Here is a 21,539-nt window from a genome sequence, read left to right as displayed (position 1 = left end):
TGTCATAACCCCGCCAATGTCCGAACAAACCGTCGGCCGTGGAAGCCCTAATGTGGAGGAGGTGTAACTATGAATGTTGAAAGCGCTTCACTAAATAATGAAACCGCTTTAAAGAAACAAAAGGGTAACCGGAGAATGACATATTATCTTCGGCGGGACTGGCAGCTTTACTTACTGCTTCTGATTCCACTATCCTTTGTTGCCGTTTTCAAATACGCGCCGTTGTCAGGGCTCGTGCTTGCCTTTAAAAATTATAAGATCGCAAGGGGGTTCTGGGGCAGCGAATGGGTCGGTTTTCAAATCTTTCAAGAAATATTCGATAAACCCGACTTCATCCGCGCTGTCCGCAACACGTTGATGCTTAACAGCCTCGACCTTATATTTAGCTTCACGATGCCTATCGTGCTTGCGCTTCTGCTCAATGAGATCAAAAGCGTCAGATTCAAACGCGTGAATCAAACGCTGCTGTATCTGCCGCACTTCCTGTCCTGGATCATTATTGGTGCGATTGCTTACCAGTTGCTCGGCCAAGGAAGCGGAGCGGTCAATAATCTCTTCGAATTGATGGGCTGGAATCGTGTCCCGTTTCTTCAAGAAGACACGCATTGGCTGTTCAGTTATTTGGCTATCGGGGTCTGGTACAGTATGGGATGGGGCACTATCATCTACCTTGCTTCGATTAGCAGCATTAACCCTGAGATGTACGAAGCTGCTACCGTCGATGGCGCAGGGCGGTGGAGGAAGGTGTGGAACGTCACGCTGCCGTCCATCCGAGCCACAATCGTAACCTTGCTGATCATGAACCTGGGCAAGGTGATGGAGGGCTCGTTCGAGCGGATTTTTGCCTTGCAGAATAAAGCCACTACGGAATACACCACTACGATCCCGGTACTGGTCTACCGCTGGGGGATCGAGAGCGGCAACTTCAGCCGTGCGACGGCGCTTGGGTTGTTCCAGGCACTCATTGGACTTGTGCTCGTGCTGCTCGCCGATCGTATTGCCAAGAAGCTCGGCGAAGACGGATTGTTATAGAAAGGAGGCGAACCATGAAAACATCCAATGGCACTCTTGCCATGCATCGCAAAAGGCGCTTCGACATCTGGGATGTGCTGATCCGCCTCACCGTGATGATCTCTTCGCTGGTCTGCTTGCTGCCATTCGTGCATGTCGTGTCGAAATCCCTTAGTAATGATGCATACGTGATCGCGAATAAGGTGTTTCTCTGGCCGCAAGGTGTCACGATTGAGGCGTACAAAAAAATTCTCCAAGATGAGAGTATTCTGCGGTCGTTGTATGTATCCATTATCGTGACCGTACTATTCACGATTCTGGGCATGATCATCACGATTTGCGCGGCCTACCCTTTGTCTCGCATGCAATTGAAGGGGCGTACTGCGCTGACTTTTATCTTTATGTTCACGTTGTACTTTCACGGCGGAATCATTCCCGAGTACATGTTGGTCAACAATCTAGGCTTGCTGGATAGCATGTGGTCGATTATTTTGCCTCCGGCGTTCAGCGCATTCAACCTGTTGATTATGAAAACAGCTCTCTCCAGCAGCATTCCGGTCAGCTTGGAGGAATCCGCGCGAATCGATGGAGCCGGACACTTCCGCATCCTAGTCAATATCGTTTTACCGCTGTCCAAACCGATCATGGCAACGATGGCACTCTTTTACGCGGTCGGACGTTGGAACACCTACCAGGATGCGCTGTTTTACATTAAGCAAAATGTAGATATGCGGCCGCTGCAGCTGAAGCTGTATTACTTGGTTATTCAGGCCAGCGAGAGCTTCCAGCTGGAGGCGACGCAAGTGCAGCTGAGCAATCCAGAGGTGCTCAAAGCTTCCTGCGTTGTGTTCGCAACGTTGCCGATCCTATGTGTCTATCCGTTCATTCAAAAGTATTTTGTCCAGGGCGTTATGCTAGGAGCTGTCAAAGAGTAATAGGGAGCCTTAAAAAATACGATAGCGGAGGAATAAGAGATGAGCAAAATAAAAGTCTTCACATCGTTGTTGATGACTTTAGTTGTGGGAACCACTCTTCTAGCAGGCTGCTCGGATAACAATAAGGGGAGCAACAAAGCGACCAATGCGCCCGCAGCAACCAATAGCAATACGGCAACCAATGCCCCTGCGGAAAGCCCTGAAGGCGCTTTTGCCGATTACTCCAAAGGCTTCCCCGAGAAGGTCAATCTCGAGATTCCGGTATATGAACGCGCATTCGAGGGCTGGAATGTAACCGACAACTACTATACACGTTGGATTCAGAAGGAATTCGGCGACAAGTACAACGTAAACGTTAAGTTTATTCCGATCACCCGCAGCAGCGAAGTCACGGACTTCGAGCAGCTGCTCGCTTCCCACAAAGCGCCGGACATTCTATTCCACTACGACATGCCGCAAGCGCTTGCATACTATAGCGAGGACGTCATGCAAGAGCTGAATTATGAGGAAATCGCTAACTACGCCCCTACTTATTGGAAAAACATGAGCGCAACTATCGAACAATACGGCAAGGTAGACGATAAAAATGTGTTTTTCTTCGCTGCTCGCCCGGCTGTAGACAATTTCACGACTTTGATTCGTAAAGACTGGGTGGAGAAGGTCGGCATGAAGTTGGAGGATTTGACCTCCCTTGAGAAATACAATGAAATGCTGACCAAGTGGAAGGAAGCCGGTCTTGGAGCAGGCGCCGGCAGCTTGCTGCAGAACAACTACACGTATAACTACGCATTCCGCGATTGGCCGGTTGACGCCAAAGACCGCGCGCTCTATTCCGATCTCGGCGTAGCGGATCTGACGACAGCTGCCAGCGAGCGCTACTTGCGCAACCTGAACGATCAGTATAATAAAGGGCTTATCGACAAGGAGTTCTACCTGCGTAATGATGAAGCCAAAACCAAGGCGGAGTTCGTTGCCGGCAAGACGGGTACTTTCGGTCTATATCTTGCCAGCAATACGGATGTCATTACGGCGACCCTTACCAACAATCCGGACGCGCAATTCGCCGTTCTTCCTCCTACGGCAGGCACGCCTGAAGGCTACAAGCCGCAGGGACGCGCGTACTGGCCTTTCGGCTTCATTATGGGCATCAACTACGAATCGACGGAAATGGAACGCGCGGCGGTCTGGATGTACCTCGAGTGGATGAGCCAAGCGGAGAACCTGTTCTTCCTGCAGAACGGTGTCGAAGGTCAGAACTATACGCTTGACGGCGAAGGCATCGCCGTGAAAAATGCAGATTTCAAAGGCGAATCCGTTCAGTCGCAGAACAATAACAAGGATTACTGGGCGCTTGTCATCGAAAGCCCGCAATATCCCGATCCGGCTGTAACTCGCAAAGCTTACCTTCGCAACTGGTCGCCAGCTGGCTATGAATATTTGGCTGAGGATCTGTTGAAATATTACGATCAAATGGCGGAATTCCGCACGCCGGACGCGATGTTCAGCGTAGTGCTGGAGAAGGTCAGCGAATACAAGGCCGATCTGAACTCGCTGTTCCAAGAGCTGTACGTAAAGGTTGTTCTGGCGCCGACGAACCAATTCGACGCAACGTATGAAGAGGCTAAGAAAACGTACCTCGAAGCGGGCTATCAAGAGATTCTCGATGAGAAGCAAGCCGCTATCGATGCGGGTAAATTCAACTAATCGCTCGCGTAAATGAAGAAGGCAGTCGCTGTGACAGGTCATGAGCAATCATGCCGTCACAGCTTTTTTATAAGAAATTAGTTGCAATAGCATTATATTCGGCGTATTCTAAAATTAGTTGCAATAGCATTCTATTTGAGGGGGGATGAGAACAATGGAGTCCGAATCGCATGGCCATTATATTTCGGCAATCTACCGTCATATGCAGGTGTTCATCTCAGCGGAGCTGGCACCTTATCGAATCGGGAGCGGCCAATATATTTTTCTGATGGCGATTGCGAATCAGCAGCCAACCACACAAAAGGAGCTAAGCGAGAAGCTGCTCATCGACAAGACGACTACCGCGAAGGCGATCGCCAAGCTGGAAGCGGAAGGATACGTGCGAAGAGAGGCCGATCCCGCCGATAACCGCTACCAGCTGCTTTTTTTGACGGAATCGGGTCACGAGGTTGTACCAAAGGTTCAAGAAGCGCTGAAGCGAGTCAAGAGCAAGTCGAAGAAGGGCATGAGCGACGAGGAGTATGAGTTGTTGATAGGCCTGCTGAAGAACGTGCTTCGCAATATAATCGAATGATATTCGGGAGGGTGTAAGAGATGATTGCACAACCTTTTATCGCAGTGGAAAATTGCAAAGAGGAAATCAACTACTATCAAAGCGTGTTTGGCGGCGAGATCACGATTTTGCGCAAGCAAGGGGAAGAAGTGCTTAACGCGGATCTGCATGTGGACGGGGCAAGCCTCAAGTTTGCGGATACGAAGGCAGCCAAGCCTTCCGCCAAGGGCGATTATGTGCGGGTATTCTTAAAAATCGAAGCGGAGGAAACATTCCGAAGCATTTACGGCGAATTCGCAGCAAGCGGGACGATTCAAACGGAAGTGTATGAAGCTCCGTTCAACGGACTGCTGGCGATCGTGACCGACCGGAACGGCGTGTGCTGGGTATTGTCGTATTATCGTGACTAATGCTTGCTGCCGTAAAAAGATTGTTGTTGACAAATGCTTTTTCAATGTTATATTAAGTCCATGGGTTTACTATGAATTAAAAAATAATCAAATATTTTTGCTGACTGGTTCACTGGAAGCACAGAAGTCTAACGCTCGTTGTTAGTCCTCTGCGCTTTTTTTGTTATAAAAAAGGGGTCTGTCGATCCCGATAGGGGAGGAAGAAGCGCATGCCGACAAGCGAAAAAATCAGGTTCGAGAATGTAACGAAAACGTTCACCGTACGCGATTCCAAGCAGAAGGGGAAAACGCAGCAATTCACAGCGGTAAAGGATCTGGACTTTGCAGTGAGAGAGGGGGAATTTATTACGTTAGTTGGCCCGAGCGGCTGCGGCAAATCGACCTTGCTTGATTTAATAAGCGGATTATCGACGCCGACCCGCGGCCGGGTATATATGGACGGTCAGCCCATTACGGGTCCCGGTCTGGATCGCGGAATCGTTTTTCAGCAATATGCGCTGTTTCCATGGAAAACGGCTCGCGGCAACATTGAGTTCGGCCTCGAAACCAAAGGCGTTCCCAAGCAAGAACGGAAGGATTTAGCCGAACAATACTTGGCGTTGGTTGGGCTAAGCGCCTTCGGCAACCGGTATCCGCATGAGCTGTCCGGAGGCATGAAGCAGCGTGTTGCCATTGCCCGCAGCCTGGCTTTCAATCCGGATGTGCTATTAATGGATGAGCCCTTCGCTGCGTTGGATGCCCAGACGAGAGAAACGTTGCAGAGCGAGCTCTTAAGCATTTGGCAGAAAACGAAAAAAACGATTATTTTCATTACGCATGGCATTGACGAAGCGGTGTTTCTTGGCGAACGAGTCGTCGTGCTGACGCCTGGGCCCGGTACGCTGCGGAAGATAGTGGACATCCCGCTCAAGCACCGTTTGGACGATGCGGATTTGCGCTCGCATCCCGAATTTGTCAAGGCGCGCCATGAAGTGTGGAGCTTGCTTCACGAATTGGAATACAAAGGGGCATATATCTAATAAAGAGAGGAAGGCATGTGAATGGAAAACATTAAATCAGTCTCAGCTGGCATGCCGGTAAGAAGGGAAGGCCTTCGTCTATTTTCCGGCGTGCAAAAGCTGATCAAGCAATCGGTTGTCATCGTCTTGCTCATTGTGTTCTGGGAGCTTGCTCCGCGCATAGGCGTTTTCGATCCGGCGTTTTTTCCGCCCTTTTCGGATGTCGTTAACGCGTTGTGGGGATTAATCGTATCCGGGGAACTGTTCGACCATTTTGCGGCGAGCATGCTTCGGTCTTTAGCCGGGTTCTCTTTGGCGCTGTTGGTCGCCATTCCGCTTGGACTGATCATCGGCTGGTATCCGCTGGCGAGAGAACTGCTCAATCCAGTGCTGGAGCTGTTCCGCAATACGGCTGCCCTAGCGCTGCTGCCTGTGTTTATGCTCGTTCTTGGAATCGGCGAAACCTCGAAAATCGCCATCGTCCTGTTTGCTTGTACATGGCCGATTCTGCTCAATACGATCGCCGCGGTCGGCAATGTCGATCCTTTGCTCATTAAATCGGCTCGATCGATGAACGTTCCGCCCTTTAAGCTGTTTCTCAAGGTCATTCTGCCGGCTTCCGTACCGACAATCTTTACAGGTATACGGATGGCGGGGACGGGCGCGATACTTGTCCTGATCGCCGCGGAGATGGTTGGAGCGAAAGAGGGGCTCGGGTATCTGATCACCTACTCGCAATATAATTTTCAAATTCCGGAAATGTTCGCGGGCATCCTGACGATCGCCCTGCTCGGACTGTTAATCAATCAGGGATTAACGGTAACGGAACGCAAGTTCTCGAAGTGGAAGCAGCAAGTGAACGATTAACGCATAAGCCTTTTTTTATCGGCATTAATCATACTAAACATACTGGAATAATGGGAGTGAATAGTAATGACGAAAAAACAAATGAAACTCGGTGCGTTTTTTAATTTGCCTGGACATCATGTGGCTAGCTGGCGTTACCCATCGACAGATCCCCGGCGCACGCTGGAGCTCGAACATCTGAAGGAACTGGCGCTGATCGCGGAGCGCGGCAAATTCGATATGATCTTTTTTGCCGATATTTTGGGACTGCCGCTTTCGTCGCATTTTGCTACTTCGGCCGTCAAGCTGGACCCGCTTATCATTATCTCCGCGCTTGCGGCAGTGACGCAAAATATCGGCCTAACGGCTACGCTGACTACGACCTATAACGAGCCGTTCCAGGTTGCGCGCAAGTTTGCGGCCATCGATCATTTGTCCGGAGGCAGGGCGGCTTGGAACGTGGTGACATCCGCAAGCGATAAGGAAGCGTCGCTGTTCGGCAAGGATAAGCATTTGGAGCATGCCCGCCGGTACGAACGGGCCGAGGAATTCGTCGACACCACGAAGAAGCTGTGGTTCTCGATTGAAGCCGAGGCGCTTGTCGTCGACAAGGAACAAGGGCGGTTTCTCGATGTGGAGAAGGTTCACCCTGTCGATCATCAAGGAGAATGGTTCAAGGTCCGAGGTTTGTTAGATGCTCCGTCGACGCCGCAGGGACATCCGGTCATCGTACAAGCGGGATCGTCCGAGGCCGGCAAGGAGCTTGCGGCCAAAACGGCGGAAGTTATTTTCACCGCATGGCAGACGCTGGAGGAGGCGCAAGCTTTCTATCGCGATGTGAAGGGCCGGCTAGGGAAATACGGCCGTAAGCCTGAGGATCTGAAAATTATGCCGGGCGTCTTTATTACGGTCGCGAAGACGGAAGCAGAGGCCATAGCGAAGAAAAAAGAGCTGAACAGCTATATTTTGCCGGAGGTTGGCCTTGCGTACCTGTCCAATTTTGTCGGCGCCGATTTGAGCGGTTATGACGTGGACGCGCCTCTTCCGGAAATCGCGGAAGCGGAGGATAAGACGAACCCTCAGATTCGCTCCAATATCATTCGAAATCTGGCGGAACGCGAAGGACTGGAAACGATCCGCGAAGTATACGAATTTATCGCGGGTGCGCGCGGCCATCGGGAAATCGTAGGCACGCCGGCCCAAATAGCGGACCAGCTCGAGGAATGGTTCTTGAACGACGGGGCGGACGGCTTCAACGTCATGCCGCCTACATTCCCGGAGGGGTTGAACGATATTGTCGAGCTCGTCATCCCGGAGCTGCAGCGTCGCGGATTGTTCCGCACCGAATACGAGAGCCGCACGCTGCGCGGCAATCTTGGACTTTCAGTTCCCGTTAATCCATACAGCAAGCTGGCTCAGCCGGTTCAACCATAAATCCATTATTCATACGAGACAGGAGAAATGAAGCATGAACAAAATAGTTAATAAAACCGCTGTTTTCGCTATTGTGATAGGTCTTCTCGGCATGGTGCTGGCTGGCTGCTCGGACGGCAAAGTCCAGGCGGGAGAAGAAGATAAGGTGCTTGAGTACAACTCGGCTCCCGGCAACGTTTCATTTCCCGAATTGGCGCTCGATCTTGGATATTTGGGCGATTTGGAGCTGAAATCGATCGGGACTACGACCGGCGGTCCGGAGAGCATCCAGTTGACGGCCACCAAACAAACCGATTTCGGTTCCGCGTTCAACGGAGCCATCATTAAATCCTTTTCGCAAAATGTCAGAATCAAGTCTGTCATCGGTGCTTACGGAAGCGACAAAAATACGTACATCGGGGCCTATGTGCTAGATAGCAGCGAGATCAAGGCGCCTAAAGATTTTATAGGCAAAAAGGTTGGCGTGAACACGCTTGGCGCTCATTTGGAGTTTGTCCTTAAAGACTATTTGCGCAAAGGCGGCCTGACTGAGAAGGAAATCGAGCAAGTGACGCTGGTGACGATACCTTCCGCCAATGCCGAGCAAATATTGCGCAGCAAACAGATCGACTCCGTTTTGCTAGGCGGTATCGCAAGGGATTTGGCTTTGGACAGGGGCGGTATCGTCGAGATTTTTAAAGACATTGAAGTGTTCAACAGCGAGTTCACGGCCGGCGATTATTTTTTCACGGACGAATATATCAAGAATAATCCGAGCACTGTCAAGCAGTTCGTGGAGGGCGTTGCCAAAGCGATTGAATGGGCGCGGACAACTCCACGGGAAGATGTAATCAAGCGACTCGAAACGATAGTGGAGAAACGTGACGGCAAGGATAAGATCGGCAACCTGAAGTTTTGGAAGAGCACCGGCATCGCTCAGACCGGCGGGGTCATCACGCCTGACGAATACCAGGTATGGATCGATTGGCTGGTCGCTAACGGGGATTTGAAGGAAGGGCAGTTAAAGGCGGAAAATTTATACACGAACGAATTTAATTCTTACTATAAGCCGTGATTCAAAGTATAGCTCATGTTGGTTTCTCCTGTACAAAATGGTGGTGTGGCAACTTCCATTTTACACGAAGCCTGCATGGGCTTTTTTGTTTTTAAGGTTTCGCGCTTCATTTTACAATTCGTTTCATAAAAAAAAGCCGCAATATGCGGCTTTCGATAGTAGTGCGCTATTAACGCCCCGCAGGGGCTATGCGGTAGACGGCACGGTCGTCCTCTGACGGTTGCTCATCCAAGCGGCTGGCTTCCCAGCCGAAGGAGAGGACGTTTGTCAGCTTGTCAGCTTCTGAAGCGGTCAGACGGGCAGTAACCTGCTCTTCTCCGGCTTCTAAGAGCAACTCTGCCTCTATTCCCAGGGCAACCAAAATCCAGCTATGAATGCCGCGAATCGTATTGTATTTGATCTGATAGCCTTGCGTCACAGCCTGCTGAAACGTAGCTTCGTTGTCTGCGGCAAAGGCCGTTAGCTGCGAATAATCGAAATGAAATTTGCTGTCGTCTTTAGGCAGTTCTTCTCCGGCAACAACTTTCCGTATAAGCTCCTCGTCCGGCCATCCGAGGGATTTGAGCGATTCCAGCATAAGCGCATCCCATTGGGACAGCTTAGCGAGCGGGGCAGATAAGTTAGACATAACAATGACCTCCATAGGCTTAAATGTAAGTAATTGATAAGAAAGGCAGAAGACTGCCCGGCCATCGGTGATGTCCTGGGCAGTCTTCGAACTTAGCTATACCGTTATTTGCTTGCTTTGTATGCGTCCAGGTATTCTTTCACTTTGGCCGAATCGGCTTTCAGCTCAAGACCGGTCTTAACCATTGTGCTAAGCGTAGAGATCGCTTTGAATTTGTTGCCGCCGTAGAAGGCGAGAATTTCGTCTTGGTTAATGGAGTAAAGCACTGCTTTTCTCAGATCGGCGCTTTCGGCAACCGCACGGTTTTTCGTGTTGAACAACAGGTACGAAACCGCATTGCTCGGTACAGTTTGCAGTTCAATCTTGCTGTCGCCTTTCACAACGTCGAATTTGTTCTCAGGTACGGAGTACAACAAATCGATTTCGCCGCTGCGGAGCGCGGACAAGCTTGCGTCCATATCTTTGATAAAGCGGATTTTGATGCTGTTCACGTTAGGCTCGTGCTCTGTGCCCTTCATGTAAGCCGGGTTTTTGTAGAATACGGCTTCATACTCGTTTTTGTAGGACAGGATGTACGGACCGCTTGTGTAAAGCGTATTGTTGTACGTGCTGCCTTCGGTTACCGTGTTCTGGTCGCCGTAAGGGATGTCCTTGTTCACGTCGAACTTAGCAACGTCATACGTATTGATTTTCTCGACTTGTTTCTTCGATACGATACCCGCCGATTGGTGAGCCAGGTAGTTCAGAACTTGCGGGAAAGGCTCGGTCGTCGTAAGCTTCACGACTTGATATTTGCCTTCCTTGCTGCTTGCTTGCGTTTTGTCGGATACAAGCGACGAAATTTTTGCATCCAGTCCATTTTCAAGCGCTGCTTTTACTGTATCGCTGCCGCCCGATACTTTAACGGCATCAAGAGCTGCGACGTCGGTTACAAGCTCGACTTGACCGATATGCTCGTGCAGCGTAAACGTACGGTGGTCAGGCACGGAGTTTTTGTCTTTGGCACGGTTCAGGGAGAAGATAACGTCGTCTCCGCCTACGCGTTCGCCAGTATCGACCGCCAGCTTGTCTTTAACTGCAGCAAAGTTGATGTTGTCTCTCAGAATGAAGTAGTAATCGGAATTGCCTTCCGCAATAGCGTGATTGTAGGAAAGGGAGCCTTCGGACGTAATTTTGTCGTCGTCGGTCAAGTTCACAAGACGCACGTATTGGTTTGTGTTAATAATGTTGATCGAGCCGTCATTGCCTTTGATCGGATCAAGCGATGTCAATGTAGGCATCGTCGATTGAAGCACGATCGGATCCTTGTCTCGTTTGCCCGCATCGTTGAAATCAAGCTCTTCCCAAGCAAGGGAACGCGATTTGGACAGGCGAACCGAATCCGATTTCAGCACGTCCTTATTGAACGCTTGGGATTTCAGCGAGCTGTAGAGCGGTGCGATATACGCTTTGTCGAACACAAGCTGTTGCTCGAACTGTTTGTATGTTTCCGTGTATTGCTCAGGCGTCTCGGAGCCAGCCTTGTCGATAAGCGCATCAATCTCGGAGTCGGCAAGAATGCTGTAGTCGCCGCCTGTTTTGAACAGGGAACGAACCGCGTAGTCCGGGTTGCCCGTTACGCTCGTCCAGCCGGACAATGCGATATCGAAGTTGCCTGCATCTTGTTGGGATTTGAAGCTGCCGTAGTCGGCTTGAATGTTAAGCTTTACGTTAAAGCCGTTTTTGGTCAATTGGTCGCGAACGATGTTGAGGTCGGCTTCGTTGGAACTCATGCCGAGCAATTCAATGTCCACTTTCGTTCCGTCGCTCGGTGTTTCCGAGGTTTGCGTCGGCGCCGGTGATTCCGCGGCGTCGTCTTTGGTCGTTAATTTGCAACCGCTGAGCATAAGTGCAGCGCTGATTAACAGCAGAGCGGCAAATTTGGTTTTTCTTTTCATGATGATTCCCTCCACTTATCTATTTTTTTATATTAACTCACATTCATGTATCGTCCATGCATCGTTTCGAAACGTAGAGGCCGTAGGAATATGAATGAGGTTACCAAGGTTGATTGACCTACCGTGTTAATCCAGCTTCGGATCGAGCGCATCGCGCAGCCCGTCTCCCAGAAAGTTAAAGGAAAGCACAAGCGCGATAATCGCGAGTCCCGGGTAGATCGCCGTGAACGAGTGTGTCTCCAAATAGGCGCTTCCCAGCTTCAGGATGTTGCCCCATTCCGGAATATGCGGCTCAACGCCTAGACCCAAGTAGCTCAAGCTGCTTGTCGAGATGACGGCGGTGCCGATCGTCAGCGTTGCTTTGACTATCATGGGCGCTATCGAATTCGGAACGATATGCTTGAACAGGATTTTACCGTCGCCGACTCCGAAAGCGCGTGCCGCCTGCACATATTCAAGCGTCGATACGAGCATGACATTCGCTCTCATTGTCCTTGCGTAGGTCGGTATGGCACCGACGCTAAGCGCCAGAATCAGATTGGCGGTGCTTGCCCCGAATGCCGCAATAATCGCGATGGCGAGCAGAATGCCGGGAATGGCATACAGGACATCGAGCAATCGCATAATGATATTGTCCGTGCGTCTTCCATAGTAACCGGAGATTGCGCCAAGCGCGCCGCCGATTAGCAGCGGAATAAGGGTGGAGAGCAGACCGACGACAAGCGAGATCCGTGCTCCAAAAATAATGCGCGAGAACAAATCTCTGCCGAAATTGTCCGTACCGAGCGGGTAGGCCAGGTCGGGAGCGTGCAAGATCAGGCTATAGTTATTTTCAATCGCCATGCCGTAATCGAATGTCAGATAGCTCGTTATGGCGATCGTTAGCAGAAAGACGATAAACAGCAGTCCAAGCATAGAGGTGGAGCTTCGCGACAGCTTGTCGATCACTTCGGCGAGTCTTGAGCCGGAAGTATAATTCTTGTCCCGAAGTCTCGCGATGAGCAGCAGGCCAAGGAAGAGCGCGAACAAGTTGCCGGTCGCTGATGTGACAATGAGAATGCCTGCAACGAGACCCATCCACCCGGGGAGGACAGCATGGTCTGCGTACTTGGCTACGAGCAGCAAGGAAACCAGCTGCACCACCGCAATAATGATGAGCAGCGTCATGCCAAGTAAATATCCGTTAGCCACGAAGGGCTTGAATACGTTCAAGGCGGATACGGCAAAAACGAACAATGTCGTGAGAAGCGTGTATACGGCGAGCGTGTACGCGGCGTTTTTTCTCCGTCTGATAAGTCCGAAAGCCGATGTCGCAATGAATACGTTAGCGGTTAGAAGGCTTAGCAGCAGCACGTAGCCAAGCCGCCTGGTCGTGTTCTTGATCTCGCCGGTCTTCAATAAATTTCTTCGGATGATCGCCCATACCAATGTTTGGAGAAAGGCAAAGACGATCCAGGCGATGCCGCCGAAGAACGGCAAAGGGTTGAACGCGCCTTGGGCTGGCACATAGCTGGCGAACAGCAAGGCGGCGCCCAGTGCAGCTGAGACGATAGCGGAAAAGCTGGCATGACTATATTCGGAGCTCGACTTAAGTCGGAACCGCGCTTCATGGTTGTTAATGGCGTTATTTTTCAAGAGTAGCACCTGCTTTAGTATTGTTTCATCTTGGAGCGGATTCTAGGGTCAAAAAAAGCATACAGCAGGTCGACGATAACGTTGACGATCGATATGGTAATCGCGGTGTAGATTACGCCTCCCATAATGGCCGGTATATCGGGAATAAACTGCTTGTCGACAATGTAGCTGCCGATCCCGTTAATGTTGAATACTTTCTCGGTTACGGCCGCGCCGCCGAGCAGGGCGCCGTATTGCAAGCCGACAATCGTAAGAATCGGTATGAGCGCATTGCCAACGGCATGCTTCCATAGCACATGTCCGCGGCCCAGTCCTTTGGCTTTGGCTGTCGTTATATAATCCTCGTGAATGACCTCAAGCGTCGATGAACGGGTCATTCTTGCGACGGCAGCGGTTAGGCCGGTACCGAGCACGACAATCGGCATAATGGAAGATAACCAATTGTCGGGATTATACGTTGCAGGCAGCCAGGAAAGCTTGATCGAAAAGTTCAAGATAAAGATAAGTCCCTGCCAGAAGTTCGGAATGGATAAGCCAAGCAGAGCGATGAACATAAAGGTATAATCAAAAAAGGAATTCGAACGCGTTGCCGATATGATGCCGATCGGAAGAGCAATAAGCACCGCAATCAGGGTTGAGATTGTCGTCAGCGTAAGCGTAACGGGAAACTTGTTCGCAATCGCCGTCGTCACGGATTCATTCCCGGCAAATGACTTGCCCAGATCAAAAGTTAGTATGCCCTTTAAATTGTTCCATAACTGCACAAGATAAGGCTGATCCAGTCCATATAAATGATTGAAATTGGCGATCTGTTCGGCGGTAGCCGTCTCGCCTAGCAGATTGGCAGCCGGATTCATCGGCGAAATATAAAGGATCGTAAATACGAGAAACGATACGCCAAGAATGACGAGAGCTGCCATCACGAGCCGTTCTGCTACGTACTTGACATAAGGGCTTGCATAAATGGCCATCAGCACATACATAGGAAAGCCAACAATGACTGATAGCGCCATAAATACAGGATTAGCGGCAAGCGACTCATAAGTATCCGCTAAGGTATAGGTGTGAATCCGCAATCCTTCAAGCCGGTCGTGGAGCTTCTCATCGAACTTATCGGAGGCTATACGTTCCGCTTCCCGGCGCGTATGCTCTTCGGTGACGGTTTGACCAAAAAAGGCGTGTTTGCGGCGCAATTGCTCCGTTGCTTCCTTCAGCAGCTTCTCTCTGGCGCCGCTCTCAAGCAGGAGCTTGCGATTTTCTTCTATTAGAGCCTTCTGGCCGTCTTGCGCTTTGCGTGCTAGATGTATAAAGTAGACAACGATGGACACTGGCAAACCGGCAAGCAGCAGCAGAAATCCATATGTTTTATGAAGAAGCATCTTACGGTAGATGGCTGCTATGCGAGCCGTATAGCCATTACTTGTTGAAGTTGCGTGCCCTGTCAAGCTATTCCGCTCCCTTTCATCTAACAAAAATTTTAAATTGAATTATTCCGATCGATATAGTAGATTTTATTTTAACGGCTATGAAATGTCAATAAAGTTATAGTTGGTTAAAGTTCCTTGTTATTATACCTAAAGAAGATAAATGACGCATCATTTACACAGCTGAATTTTACAGAATAGCAGGTGCTTATATGGATACATTGTTACAAGTGAAAGATTTATCGGTTTCGTTTTTTGCTCATGAACGTGAAGTAGAGGCGGTGCGCCGAGTAAGCTTCGAGCTGCGCAAGGGCGAAACGCTGGGCATCGTAGGCGAATCGGGCAGCGGCAAGAGCGTTACTGCGCGTTCGATTATGCGGCTGTTGCCGTCGCCTCCGGCCATGGTCAAAAACGGAGAAATATTGTTTGAGGGCCAGAATCTCGCTTTCAAAACCGATAAGGAAATGGAAGAGATTCGCGGGCGCGACATCGGCATGATCTTTCAGGACCCGATGTCTTCACTCAATCCGACAATGCGTATCGGCAAGCAGATCGAGGAAAGCCTCGTTAAGCATCGCAAGCTGAATAAAGCGGAAGCGAAAGCCGAAGCGATCGCCATGCTGCGCATGGTAGGCATACCGAATAGCGAGACGCGGTACAGTCAATATCCGCATGAGTTCTCCGGCGGCATGCGCCAACGGGTCATGATTGCGATCGCGTTGGCATGCCGTCCTTCGCTGCTTATTGCGGACGAGCCGACAACGGCGCTCGATGTAACGATTCAAGCGCAAATCCTTAACCAGATGAAGGATCTTCAGCAGCAGCTCGGCACATCGATTATTCTCATCACGCATGACTTGGGCGTCGTGGCAGGGATGTGCGATCGGGTTGTCGTGATGAAGGATGGAGAAATCGTAGAGACGGGAACGACGGAGCAAATTTTCGCAGATCCGCAACATCCGTATACGATTAAGCTGCTTAATGCGCTGCCTCGTTTGGATGAGAAGAAAAAGCCGAAGGCTGTATCAAGCGCCGTTAAGCGCGAGGAGGGCGTTCCTCTGCTGCAGGTTCGATCGCTTAGACAGCATTTCGATCTAGGTAAAGGGCAACTGATTAAAGCCGTTAACAATATATCGTTCGACATCCATGCAGGGGAGACGCTTGGGTTGGTCGGGGAATCAGGCAGCGGCAAGTCCACCACGGGACGCACCATTCTTCGATTAAATGAAGCGACGGGAGGAGAGGTGCTGTTCCGAGGCATTCCGCTCCAGCAATTGAACCGCGGCGAGATGAAGAAGATACGGAGCCATATGGGGATGATCTTCCAGGATCCGTATGCTTCGCTAAATCCGCGGTTGCGCATTGTCGATATTATCGGCGAAGCGCTCGATGTGCATGGCATCGCGACGTCGAAGAGCGAGCGGCTGCGGCGCGTCGAGGAGCTTCTGGAGCTTGTCGGTCTGCAAGCTTCGCACGCGATGCGGTATCCGCATGAGTTCTCCGGCGGCCAGCGGCAGCGGATCGGCATTGCCAGAACGCTTGCGGTCGAGCCGGAATTTATCGTCTGCGACGAGCCGTTGTCCGCGCTGGACGTATCGATACAAGCGCAAATCGTGAAGCTGCTTGAGGAGCTGCAGCAGCGGCTCGGGCTTACCTATCTGTTCATTGCCCATGATTTGTCGATGGTGAAGCATATAAGCGACCGCGTTGCGGTTATGTACAAGGGCAAGATCGTCGAGTTGGCCGAAAGCGAGGAGCTGTACAGCAATCCGCTGCATGATTACACGAAATCGCTGCTTGCCGCCATTCCTGTTCCCGATCCGAAGGTGGAGGCGCTTAAGAAACGCGTAACGAACAACGAGGCAAGCAAGGCCGACCCGTATGGATTGGAACACTCCGAATTCGTTGAAGTAACTCCTGGTCATTGGGTAGCCATGGCTGCCGCTAATATAAGATAACGATGAATGAATGAAAAAGCCTGACAGGAAGGTGTGAACCTTACCGTCAGGCTTTTCGTATATATCGATATAGAAATTGGGTGAGCAGGAGGCGATTTACATGGATGAATTAGACAATAATAAGGCCTTAAACAAGGATGGTCGAACGGATGTCATCGAGCTCGTCTCTGGACAATGCGTCGTTATACAGTGCAATCCCGATAGTGGCCGTACATTCATCCGGTCCATGAGAGGAGAGCGTGTATCATCGGAATATCCGATCTCTTATCAAGGGGAGCGGTTAGCTCTGGAGGGCTCGGTAGCTGTCAAGCAAGTCGGGTTCTGTACGTTGGACGAAGGATTATACGAACGGCTGAAGGTGAGAGAATACCTTTCCTTTTGGGCAGAGCTGCATGAAGTTCAAGCCTCGCTGGCGGAGCTGCTTAGCATAATCGGATTGGCGGGCAAAGCCCATGAACGAATATCCAAGCTTAGTTATTCGGAGAAGCGGCTGCTTAGCTTTGTACGAAGCGTTGTTCATGATCCTGCCATTATCGTATGGGAAGATCCGGAACAGAATCTCGATCTGGAGAGCTGCATCATCGTCAGGAGGTTGATAGACGAGCTCATCCGCAGGGACAAGGCGATTCTCGTTACGTGCGCGACGTTGGAGCAAGCGCATTCGATTTCAAATACGATCTTTCGGCTGACGGGAAGCGGGCTCGTTCCGGTTAGCGTACCTGAGCAAACGGAAACGATTGAGACGAATGCAGACGTTGACGACGGGGAGCCTGAGACGTTTAACAGCAGCGAGCTTTCCGACCAGGCCTTGAGGCTAGCTAAGCTGATGGTGAAAACCGAAGATAAGTACGTGTTCATCGATCCCCGGGAAATTCATTATATCGAAAGCAACGAGGGCATCACCTGCGTACATACGAAGGAAGGCAGTTTTCCTTGTGCCTGGACGCTGGCTGAATTAGAGGATAAATTAAGGCCGTTTCGATTCTATCGCTGTCACCGTTCCTATATCGTCAATCTCGATCGGTTAACGGAGTTGATCGTGTGGAGCCGCAACAGTTATAGCTTGGTTCTGAGCGATGATCGCAAGTCGCGAATTCCGTTGTCGAAGGGGAAATTCGAGGAGCTGAAGACGATCGTAGGGTTATGAAGTTGGTTCCGTTCATCCCGCGAATGGCGTCGTTCGGCTGGCGAATAGCTCTTTTCGCAGTGAATTTGAGGCTGTCGCGCCGCTTTACGCTTAATCTGGAATGGAGCTTACAGGCTACGCGTCTCAAGGGAAGGTGTAATTGTCATGCAATCCATTATTGAGGTTGAACAACTCGAGAAGCTTTACAAAAAGAAGCAAGCCCTGAAGAAAATCAGCTTTCGCGTTCAACGGGGCGAAATATTCGGATTTCTCGGTCCAAGCGGCTCGGGGAAGACGACAACGGTGAAAATTCTCACCTCTCAGCTGCTGTACACATCGGGGCGGGTGAACGTGCTTGGAAGCGATCCCGGACGAAATCGTCAGTCGCCGTTTCTGGGTAAAATCGGCGTACTTACGGATAACAGCGGTCTGTACGAGCGACTTAGCGTGTATGACAATCTTTTGTTGTTTTGCCGGTTATATGGCGTCGCGGACCAAAGAATTGAAGCCGTCCTAGAATCGGTTAATCTAACCGAAGACATGCATACGCTGGTCGGGCGGCTGTCCAAAGGAATGAAGCAGAGGGTTACGCTCGCAAGGACGATCCTGCACGAGCCGGACATTCTTTTTCTGGATGAGCCCACGTCCGCTTTGGACCCGGTGAATAGCGCCCGCATTCAGGAAACGCTGCGCGAAATGAACCGCCGGGGGACGACCATTTTTTTGACCACGCACAATATGCAGGAGGCCGAAGACCTTTGTCACCGCGTTGCTTTTCTGAACAATGGTGAAATTTCCGCCCTCGACACCCCGCAGGCATTGCGACTGCAGTACGGCGATCGCTCCATTACCGTGACGACCCGGAAGGGGAAGCAGGTTATTCAACCAAACGAAGCGAGTGCGGATTATGTACGGAACTTAATGAACGGCGGAGAGCTGCTGGCCATCCATTCCAATGAGCCTACGCTAGGCGATATTTTCGTGAGATTGACGGGGAGGGGACTGGAATGACGGGGTTCTCCATGCGCCGATTCAAAGCGATCGTCAAGAAAGAATGGAAGGACGCGGTTCGGAATCCGCAAATTTTATTGAACGCGGGCATGCCTATTTTGATTGCCTTATTATTCAACCAGAAAGGAGCTGACCCGAGCGACCTTTCGTTTATCTCTGTTCCTATACTGGTTGCCATATCCATTACCGGAGCTTTCGTTCAAGCGAATATGATCGCGGAAGAGAAAGAGAAAAATACGCTGCGTTCGCTAATGCTGTCGCCGGCTACGAAACTTGAGGTGCTTGCGGGCAAAAGCGCGACGACCACCTTATTTGCAATTCTTGTAATCGCAGCGTGCTTGGCCATATCCGGCGTACCTCACGTCAATTACGCTTACTTGACGGTGTTGGCTATTTTATTGCTTCTTATCTTTATGGCTTTGGGTACGGTTATCGGCCTTATCGCGCGAACGGCATCGGAATCCTCCATCGTCGGCCTTCCTCTGCTGCTGCTCTTTATTTTCGGACCTATTTTTGTTCCCGATCTGGATATGCCAGCCTTGATGAACATCATTAACTTGCTGCCCTCGCATCAATTCGTGCTGGCGGTAACTGAGCTTCATCAGGAGGGCGGACTTTCTCCGATTCTAGGCAATTTGACAAACTTGATCGTATGGACGCTTATATCGGTGGCGTTATGCTTCCTCGTGTATGGGAAAAGACGGTTCGATAAGTAAAGCTGCGACGGCGCTAGGCCAATAATAACGGAGATGGAGGAGTTTCGATGAATAAATGGACCAAAAATATCATTATGGGCGTTGTCCTGCTCGCTGTATGCCTGGTTGTAAGAAAGCTGTGGCTGCCTGACGGGATCTTCGGTCTTTTCGATTAATTGCGATTGAAAGCATTTAGCCTGAATGGGAGGCCGAGCCTTCCGTCAGGCTTTTTTTATGGAAACATAGTTTACCCAATAAACTAAGTCTGTTAATCTAGGTGTATGAAAGCGTCCTGGGCTCGACATAAATTAATGAAAGAAGTTGAACCTTCGTGGGTTATATTCTGCTGCTGCTGGCGACGTTAGCATGGAGCTTTGTCGGTGTACTTGTCAAGACAGCGTCGACAATGGTGGACAGTTCGATTATTTCGTTTGCGCGCTTTTTTTTCGGTGTGCTTTTTCTTGGCCTCTATCTGTTTATTCGGGACGGCAAAATTCAACTCCGCATCGGGATGAAGTGGATTTGGATAGGCGCATTCGGGAAAGCGGCTAACTATGTTTTTGAAAATATCGCATTAAAAATCGGATATTCCTACGGTAATATTCTCGTTCAACCTGTTCAGACTGTCGTTCTCCTGTTTGCGGCCGGGCTGTTGTTCAAGGAAAAGATAACGACGCGCGGCTGGATTGCCGCTGCGTTTTGCGTCGTGGGCGTTGCTGTTGTCGGCTGGAACGGAACACCGCTTGACGAGCTAGTGCAGGGCAGCGGTCTAACGTCGCTTCTGTTCGCGCTTGCCGGGATCGGGGCTGCCGTTCACGTATTAAGCCAGCGAATGCTGCTGGATAAGATGGATAACGGCAACATGAACTTGTCTGTTTTCTTCCTAAGCACATTAATCGTTACTACTCCGATTCCGATCCAATCTCAAGGATTTATCGGTCCGGTAACGATTTGGGCTTGGGGGGCTTTGGTGCTGCTTGGCATCATTACGGGCCTCAGCTTTTACTGGTTCGCGGAAGCTATCAAGCGTGTCCCGTTCACAGTCGTCGCCATTATCGGCAACTGTACCGTCCTTTTCGCGTTAGTGTGGTCCTATTTATTTTTCCAAGAGCCGATCACTCTTTACTTGATTAGTGGTACGTTCATATTTGTAGCGGGGATCCTATTGCTCAATTTCCCGTTACCGCGCAGAAGCGTCAAGGGGCTGCAGCAGGCCCCAGCGAACACGGAATAACTGAACAATGTATTCCATTATGATATAGCTCGAATTACGTGATCGGACCCAGGAGGCTATTTTTGCGGTAAAGCATGGAATCGGTTTATAACGATCTAAAGAAGGGTATAACGGTTCATATTCGGTTATCCAAGGAGGCTGCGGGTATGAGCGAGTTATTGAAGGATAAAGTAGCGGTTATTACGGGTGCGGGTTCGGGAATAGGCCGTGCAGCGGCGCTTCATTTGGCTCGGAACGGGGCAAATATATGCCTGTTCGATCTGAATAACAATCGGACTGAAGAGGCAGAGCAGGCGATTCACGATATGGGAGGACAATCTTTATTCGTGGACGTGGACGTATCGGACCCGCTGCGGGTGCAGCAAGCGGTGCAGGCAGTGATCGAGCGTTTCGGACGGATCGACATCGTATTCGCCAATGCAGGGATCAACGGCACGCTTGCTCCGATCGAGGACTTAACGCCGGAGGCATGGGACGAGACCTTGTCGACCAATCTGAAAGGTACGTTCTTGACCGTCAAATACGCAGTACCGCATATGAAGAAGTCCGGCGGCAGCATCATTATTACGAGCTCCATCAACGGAAGCCGGAAGTTCTCCGGATTCGGCATGTCGGCCTACAGCGCATCCAAAGCGGGGCAAGTCGCCTTTGCCAAGATGGCCGCACTGGAGCTGGCCCGCTACAAAATCCGCGTCAACGTTATTTGTCCGGGAGCGATCGAAACGAATATCGGAGAAAATACGGATCGCACGAAGCAGGTCGATAAGATCAGCATTCCCGTCGAATACCCAGAGGGAAATCAGCCGCTTGAGCACGGTCCTGGCCAACCCGAGCAGGTAGCTGATCTGATTCTGTTCCTCGCTTCGGCGCAATCCAGCCATATTTCGGGGACGGAAGTGTTCATAGACGGGGCGGAAACGCTGCTGTAGAAAGCAAGAAGTCATTT

At 50.6% G+C, this 21,539-nt stretch carries 19 protein-coding genes; 15 read left to right on the top strand and 4 right to left on the bottom strand.

Features of this window, described 5'->3' with window-relative positions:
• The first annotated feature begins 69 nt into the window (after positions 1-69).
• The 9 genes from V8F51_RS11950 to V8F51_RS11910 all read left to right on the top strand — a co-directional run bounded on the left by V8F51_RS11950 (position 70) and on the right by V8F51_RS11910 (position 8,945).
• Positions 70-1,032 carry an ABC transporter permease gene (locus tag V8F51_RS11950; protein WP_337100455.1) on the top strand — a complete coding sequence of 321 codons (963 nt, stop codon included), beginning with the start codon at positions 70-72 and terminating at the stop codon, positions 1,030-1,032.
• Positions 1,033-1,046: 14 nt separating this feature from the next.
• Positions 1,047-1,946, top strand: coding sequence for a carbohydrate ABC transporter permease (locus V8F51_RS11945; RefSeq protein WP_337100454.1), 900 nt, complete (start codon positions 1,047-1,049; stop codon positions 1,944-1,946).
• Positions 1,947-1,985: 39 nt separating this feature from the next.
• Positions 1,986-3,650, top strand: a complete 1,665-nt coding sequence (locus V8F51_RS11940; RefSeq protein ID WP_337100453.1) for an ABC transporter substrate-binding protein — start codon at positions 1,986-1,988, stop codon at positions 3,648-3,650.
• 154 nt (positions 3,651-3,804) lie between these two features.
• Complete coding sequence (locus V8F51_RS11935; RefSeq protein WP_337100452.1) at positions 3,805-4,224, top strand: MarR family winged helix-turn-helix transcriptional regulator; 420 nt, start codon at positions 3,805-3,807, stop codon at positions 4,222-4,224.
• Between the two features lie 20 nt (positions 4,225-4,244).
• Positions 4,245-4,613: a VOC family protein gene (locus V8F51_RS11930; RefSeq protein ID WP_337100451.1), complete on the top strand. Its 369-nt coding sequence runs from the start codon at positions 4,245-4,247 to the stop codon at positions 4,611-4,613.
• Positions 4,614-4,822: 209 nt separating this feature from the next.
• Entirely contained in the window at positions 4,823-5,632 is an 810-nt protein-coding gene (locus tag V8F51_RS11925) for an ABC transporter ATP-binding protein (protein ID WP_337100450.1), read from the top strand.
• A gap of 21 nt (positions 5,633-5,653) precedes the next feature.
• The gene (locus tag V8F51_RS11920) at positions 5,654-6,478 is read left to right on the top strand and encodes an ABC transporter permease (RefSeq protein WP_337100449.1); all 825 of its coding nucleotides are present in this window, start codon (positions 5,654-5,656) and stop codon (positions 6,476-6,478) included.
• Between the two features lie 66 nt (positions 6,479-6,544).
• Positions 6,545-7,891 (top strand): LLM class flavin-dependent oxidoreductase, encoded by a 1,347-nt coding sequence (locus tag V8F51_RS11915; protein ID WP_337100448.1) that lies wholly within the window; start codon positions 6,545-6,547, stop codon positions 7,889-7,891.
• A 34-nt stretch (positions 7,892-7,925) separates the two neighbouring features.
• Positions 7,926-8,945 carry an ABC transporter substrate-binding protein gene (locus V8F51_RS11910; protein WP_337100447.1) on the top strand — a complete coding sequence of 340 codons (1,020 nt, stop codon included), beginning with the start codon at positions 7,926-7,928 and terminating at the stop codon, positions 8,943-8,945.
• A gap of 169 nt (positions 8,946-9,114) precedes the next feature.
• Here V8F51_RS11910 and V8F51_RS11905 read toward each other — a convergent pair whose 3' ends face one another.
• From V8F51_RS11905 to V8F51_RS11890, 4 genes are all read right to left on the bottom strand, one after another.
• Positions 9,115-9,573 (bottom strand): hypothetical protein, encoded by a 459-nt coding sequence (locus V8F51_RS11905; protein WP_337100446.1) that lies wholly within the window; start codon positions 9,571-9,573, stop codon positions 9,115-9,117.
• Positions 9,574-9,677: 104 nt separating this feature from the next.
• Positions 9,678-11,510: an ABC transporter substrate-binding protein gene (locus V8F51_RS11900; RefSeq protein WP_337100445.1), complete on the bottom strand. Its 1,833-nt coding sequence runs from the start codon at positions 11,508-11,510 to the stop codon at positions 9,678-9,680.
• Positions 11,511-11,636: 126 nt separating this feature from the next.
• Complete coding sequence (locus V8F51_RS11895; RefSeq protein WP_337100444.1) at positions 11,637-13,145, bottom strand: ABC transporter permease; 1,509 nt, start codon at positions 13,143-13,145, stop codon at positions 11,637-11,639.
• 14 nt (positions 13,146-13,159) lie between these two features.
• Positions 13,160-14,590 carry an ABC transporter permease gene (locus V8F51_RS11890; protein ID WP_442956421.1) on the bottom strand — a complete coding sequence of 477 codons (1,431 nt, stop codon included), beginning with the start codon at positions 14,588-14,590 and terminating at the stop codon, positions 13,160-13,162.
• A gap of 191 nt (positions 14,591-14,781) precedes the next feature.
• On the opposite strand from V8F51_RS11890, the gene V8F51_RS11885 reads away from it, so the two are divergent.
• The 6 genes from V8F51_RS11885 (at position 14,782) to V8F51_RS11860 (ending at position 21,522) form a co-directional block, all read left to right on the top strand.
• Positions 14,782-16,527: an ABC transporter ATP-binding protein gene (locus tag V8F51_RS11885; RefSeq protein WP_337100443.1), complete on the top strand. Its 1,746-nt coding sequence runs from the start codon at positions 14,782-14,784 to the stop codon at positions 16,525-16,527.
• A gap of 100 nt (positions 16,528-16,627) precedes the next feature.
• On the top strand, positions 16,628-17,674 hold the full coding sequence (locus tag V8F51_RS11880; protein WP_337100441.1) for a LytTR family transcriptional regulator DNA-binding domain-containing protein: 1,047 nt from the start codon (positions 16,628-16,630) through the stop codon (positions 17,672-17,674).
• Between the two features lie 144 nt (positions 17,675-17,818).
• Positions 17,819-18,664: an ABC transporter ATP-binding protein gene (locus V8F51_RS11875; RefSeq protein ID WP_337100440.1), complete on the top strand. Its 846-nt coding sequence runs from the start codon at positions 17,819-17,821 to the stop codon at positions 18,662-18,664.
• Entirely contained in the window at positions 18,661-19,380 is a 720-nt protein-coding gene (locus V8F51_RS11870) for an ABC transporter permease (RefSeq protein WP_337100439.1), read from the top strand. The genes V8F51_RS11875 and V8F51_RS11870 overlap by 4 nt, the downstream gene beginning before the upstream one ends.
• 310 nt (positions 19,381-19,690) lie before the next feature.
• A complete protein-coding gene (locus V8F51_RS11865; RefSeq protein ID WP_337100438.1) occupies positions 19,691-20,593 on the top strand; it encodes a DMT family transporter in 903 nt (300 codons plus the stop codon).
• Positions 20,594-20,739: 146 nt separating this feature from the next.
• Entirely contained in the window at positions 20,740-21,522 is a 783-nt protein-coding gene (locus V8F51_RS11860) for an SDR family oxidoreductase (RefSeq protein WP_337100437.1), read from the top strand.
• Positions 21,523-21,539: the final 17 nt, after the last annotated feature.

It is taken from the genome of Paenibacillus sp. YIM B09110, assembly GCF_037167145.1.
In the GTDB taxonomy this organism is placed as follows: Bacteria; Bacillota; Bacilli; order Paenibacillales; family Paenibacillaceae; genus Pristimantibacillus.
Note: the sequence above shows the minus strand (reverse complement) of the source record. Positions and strands in the feature narration are given on the sequence as shown.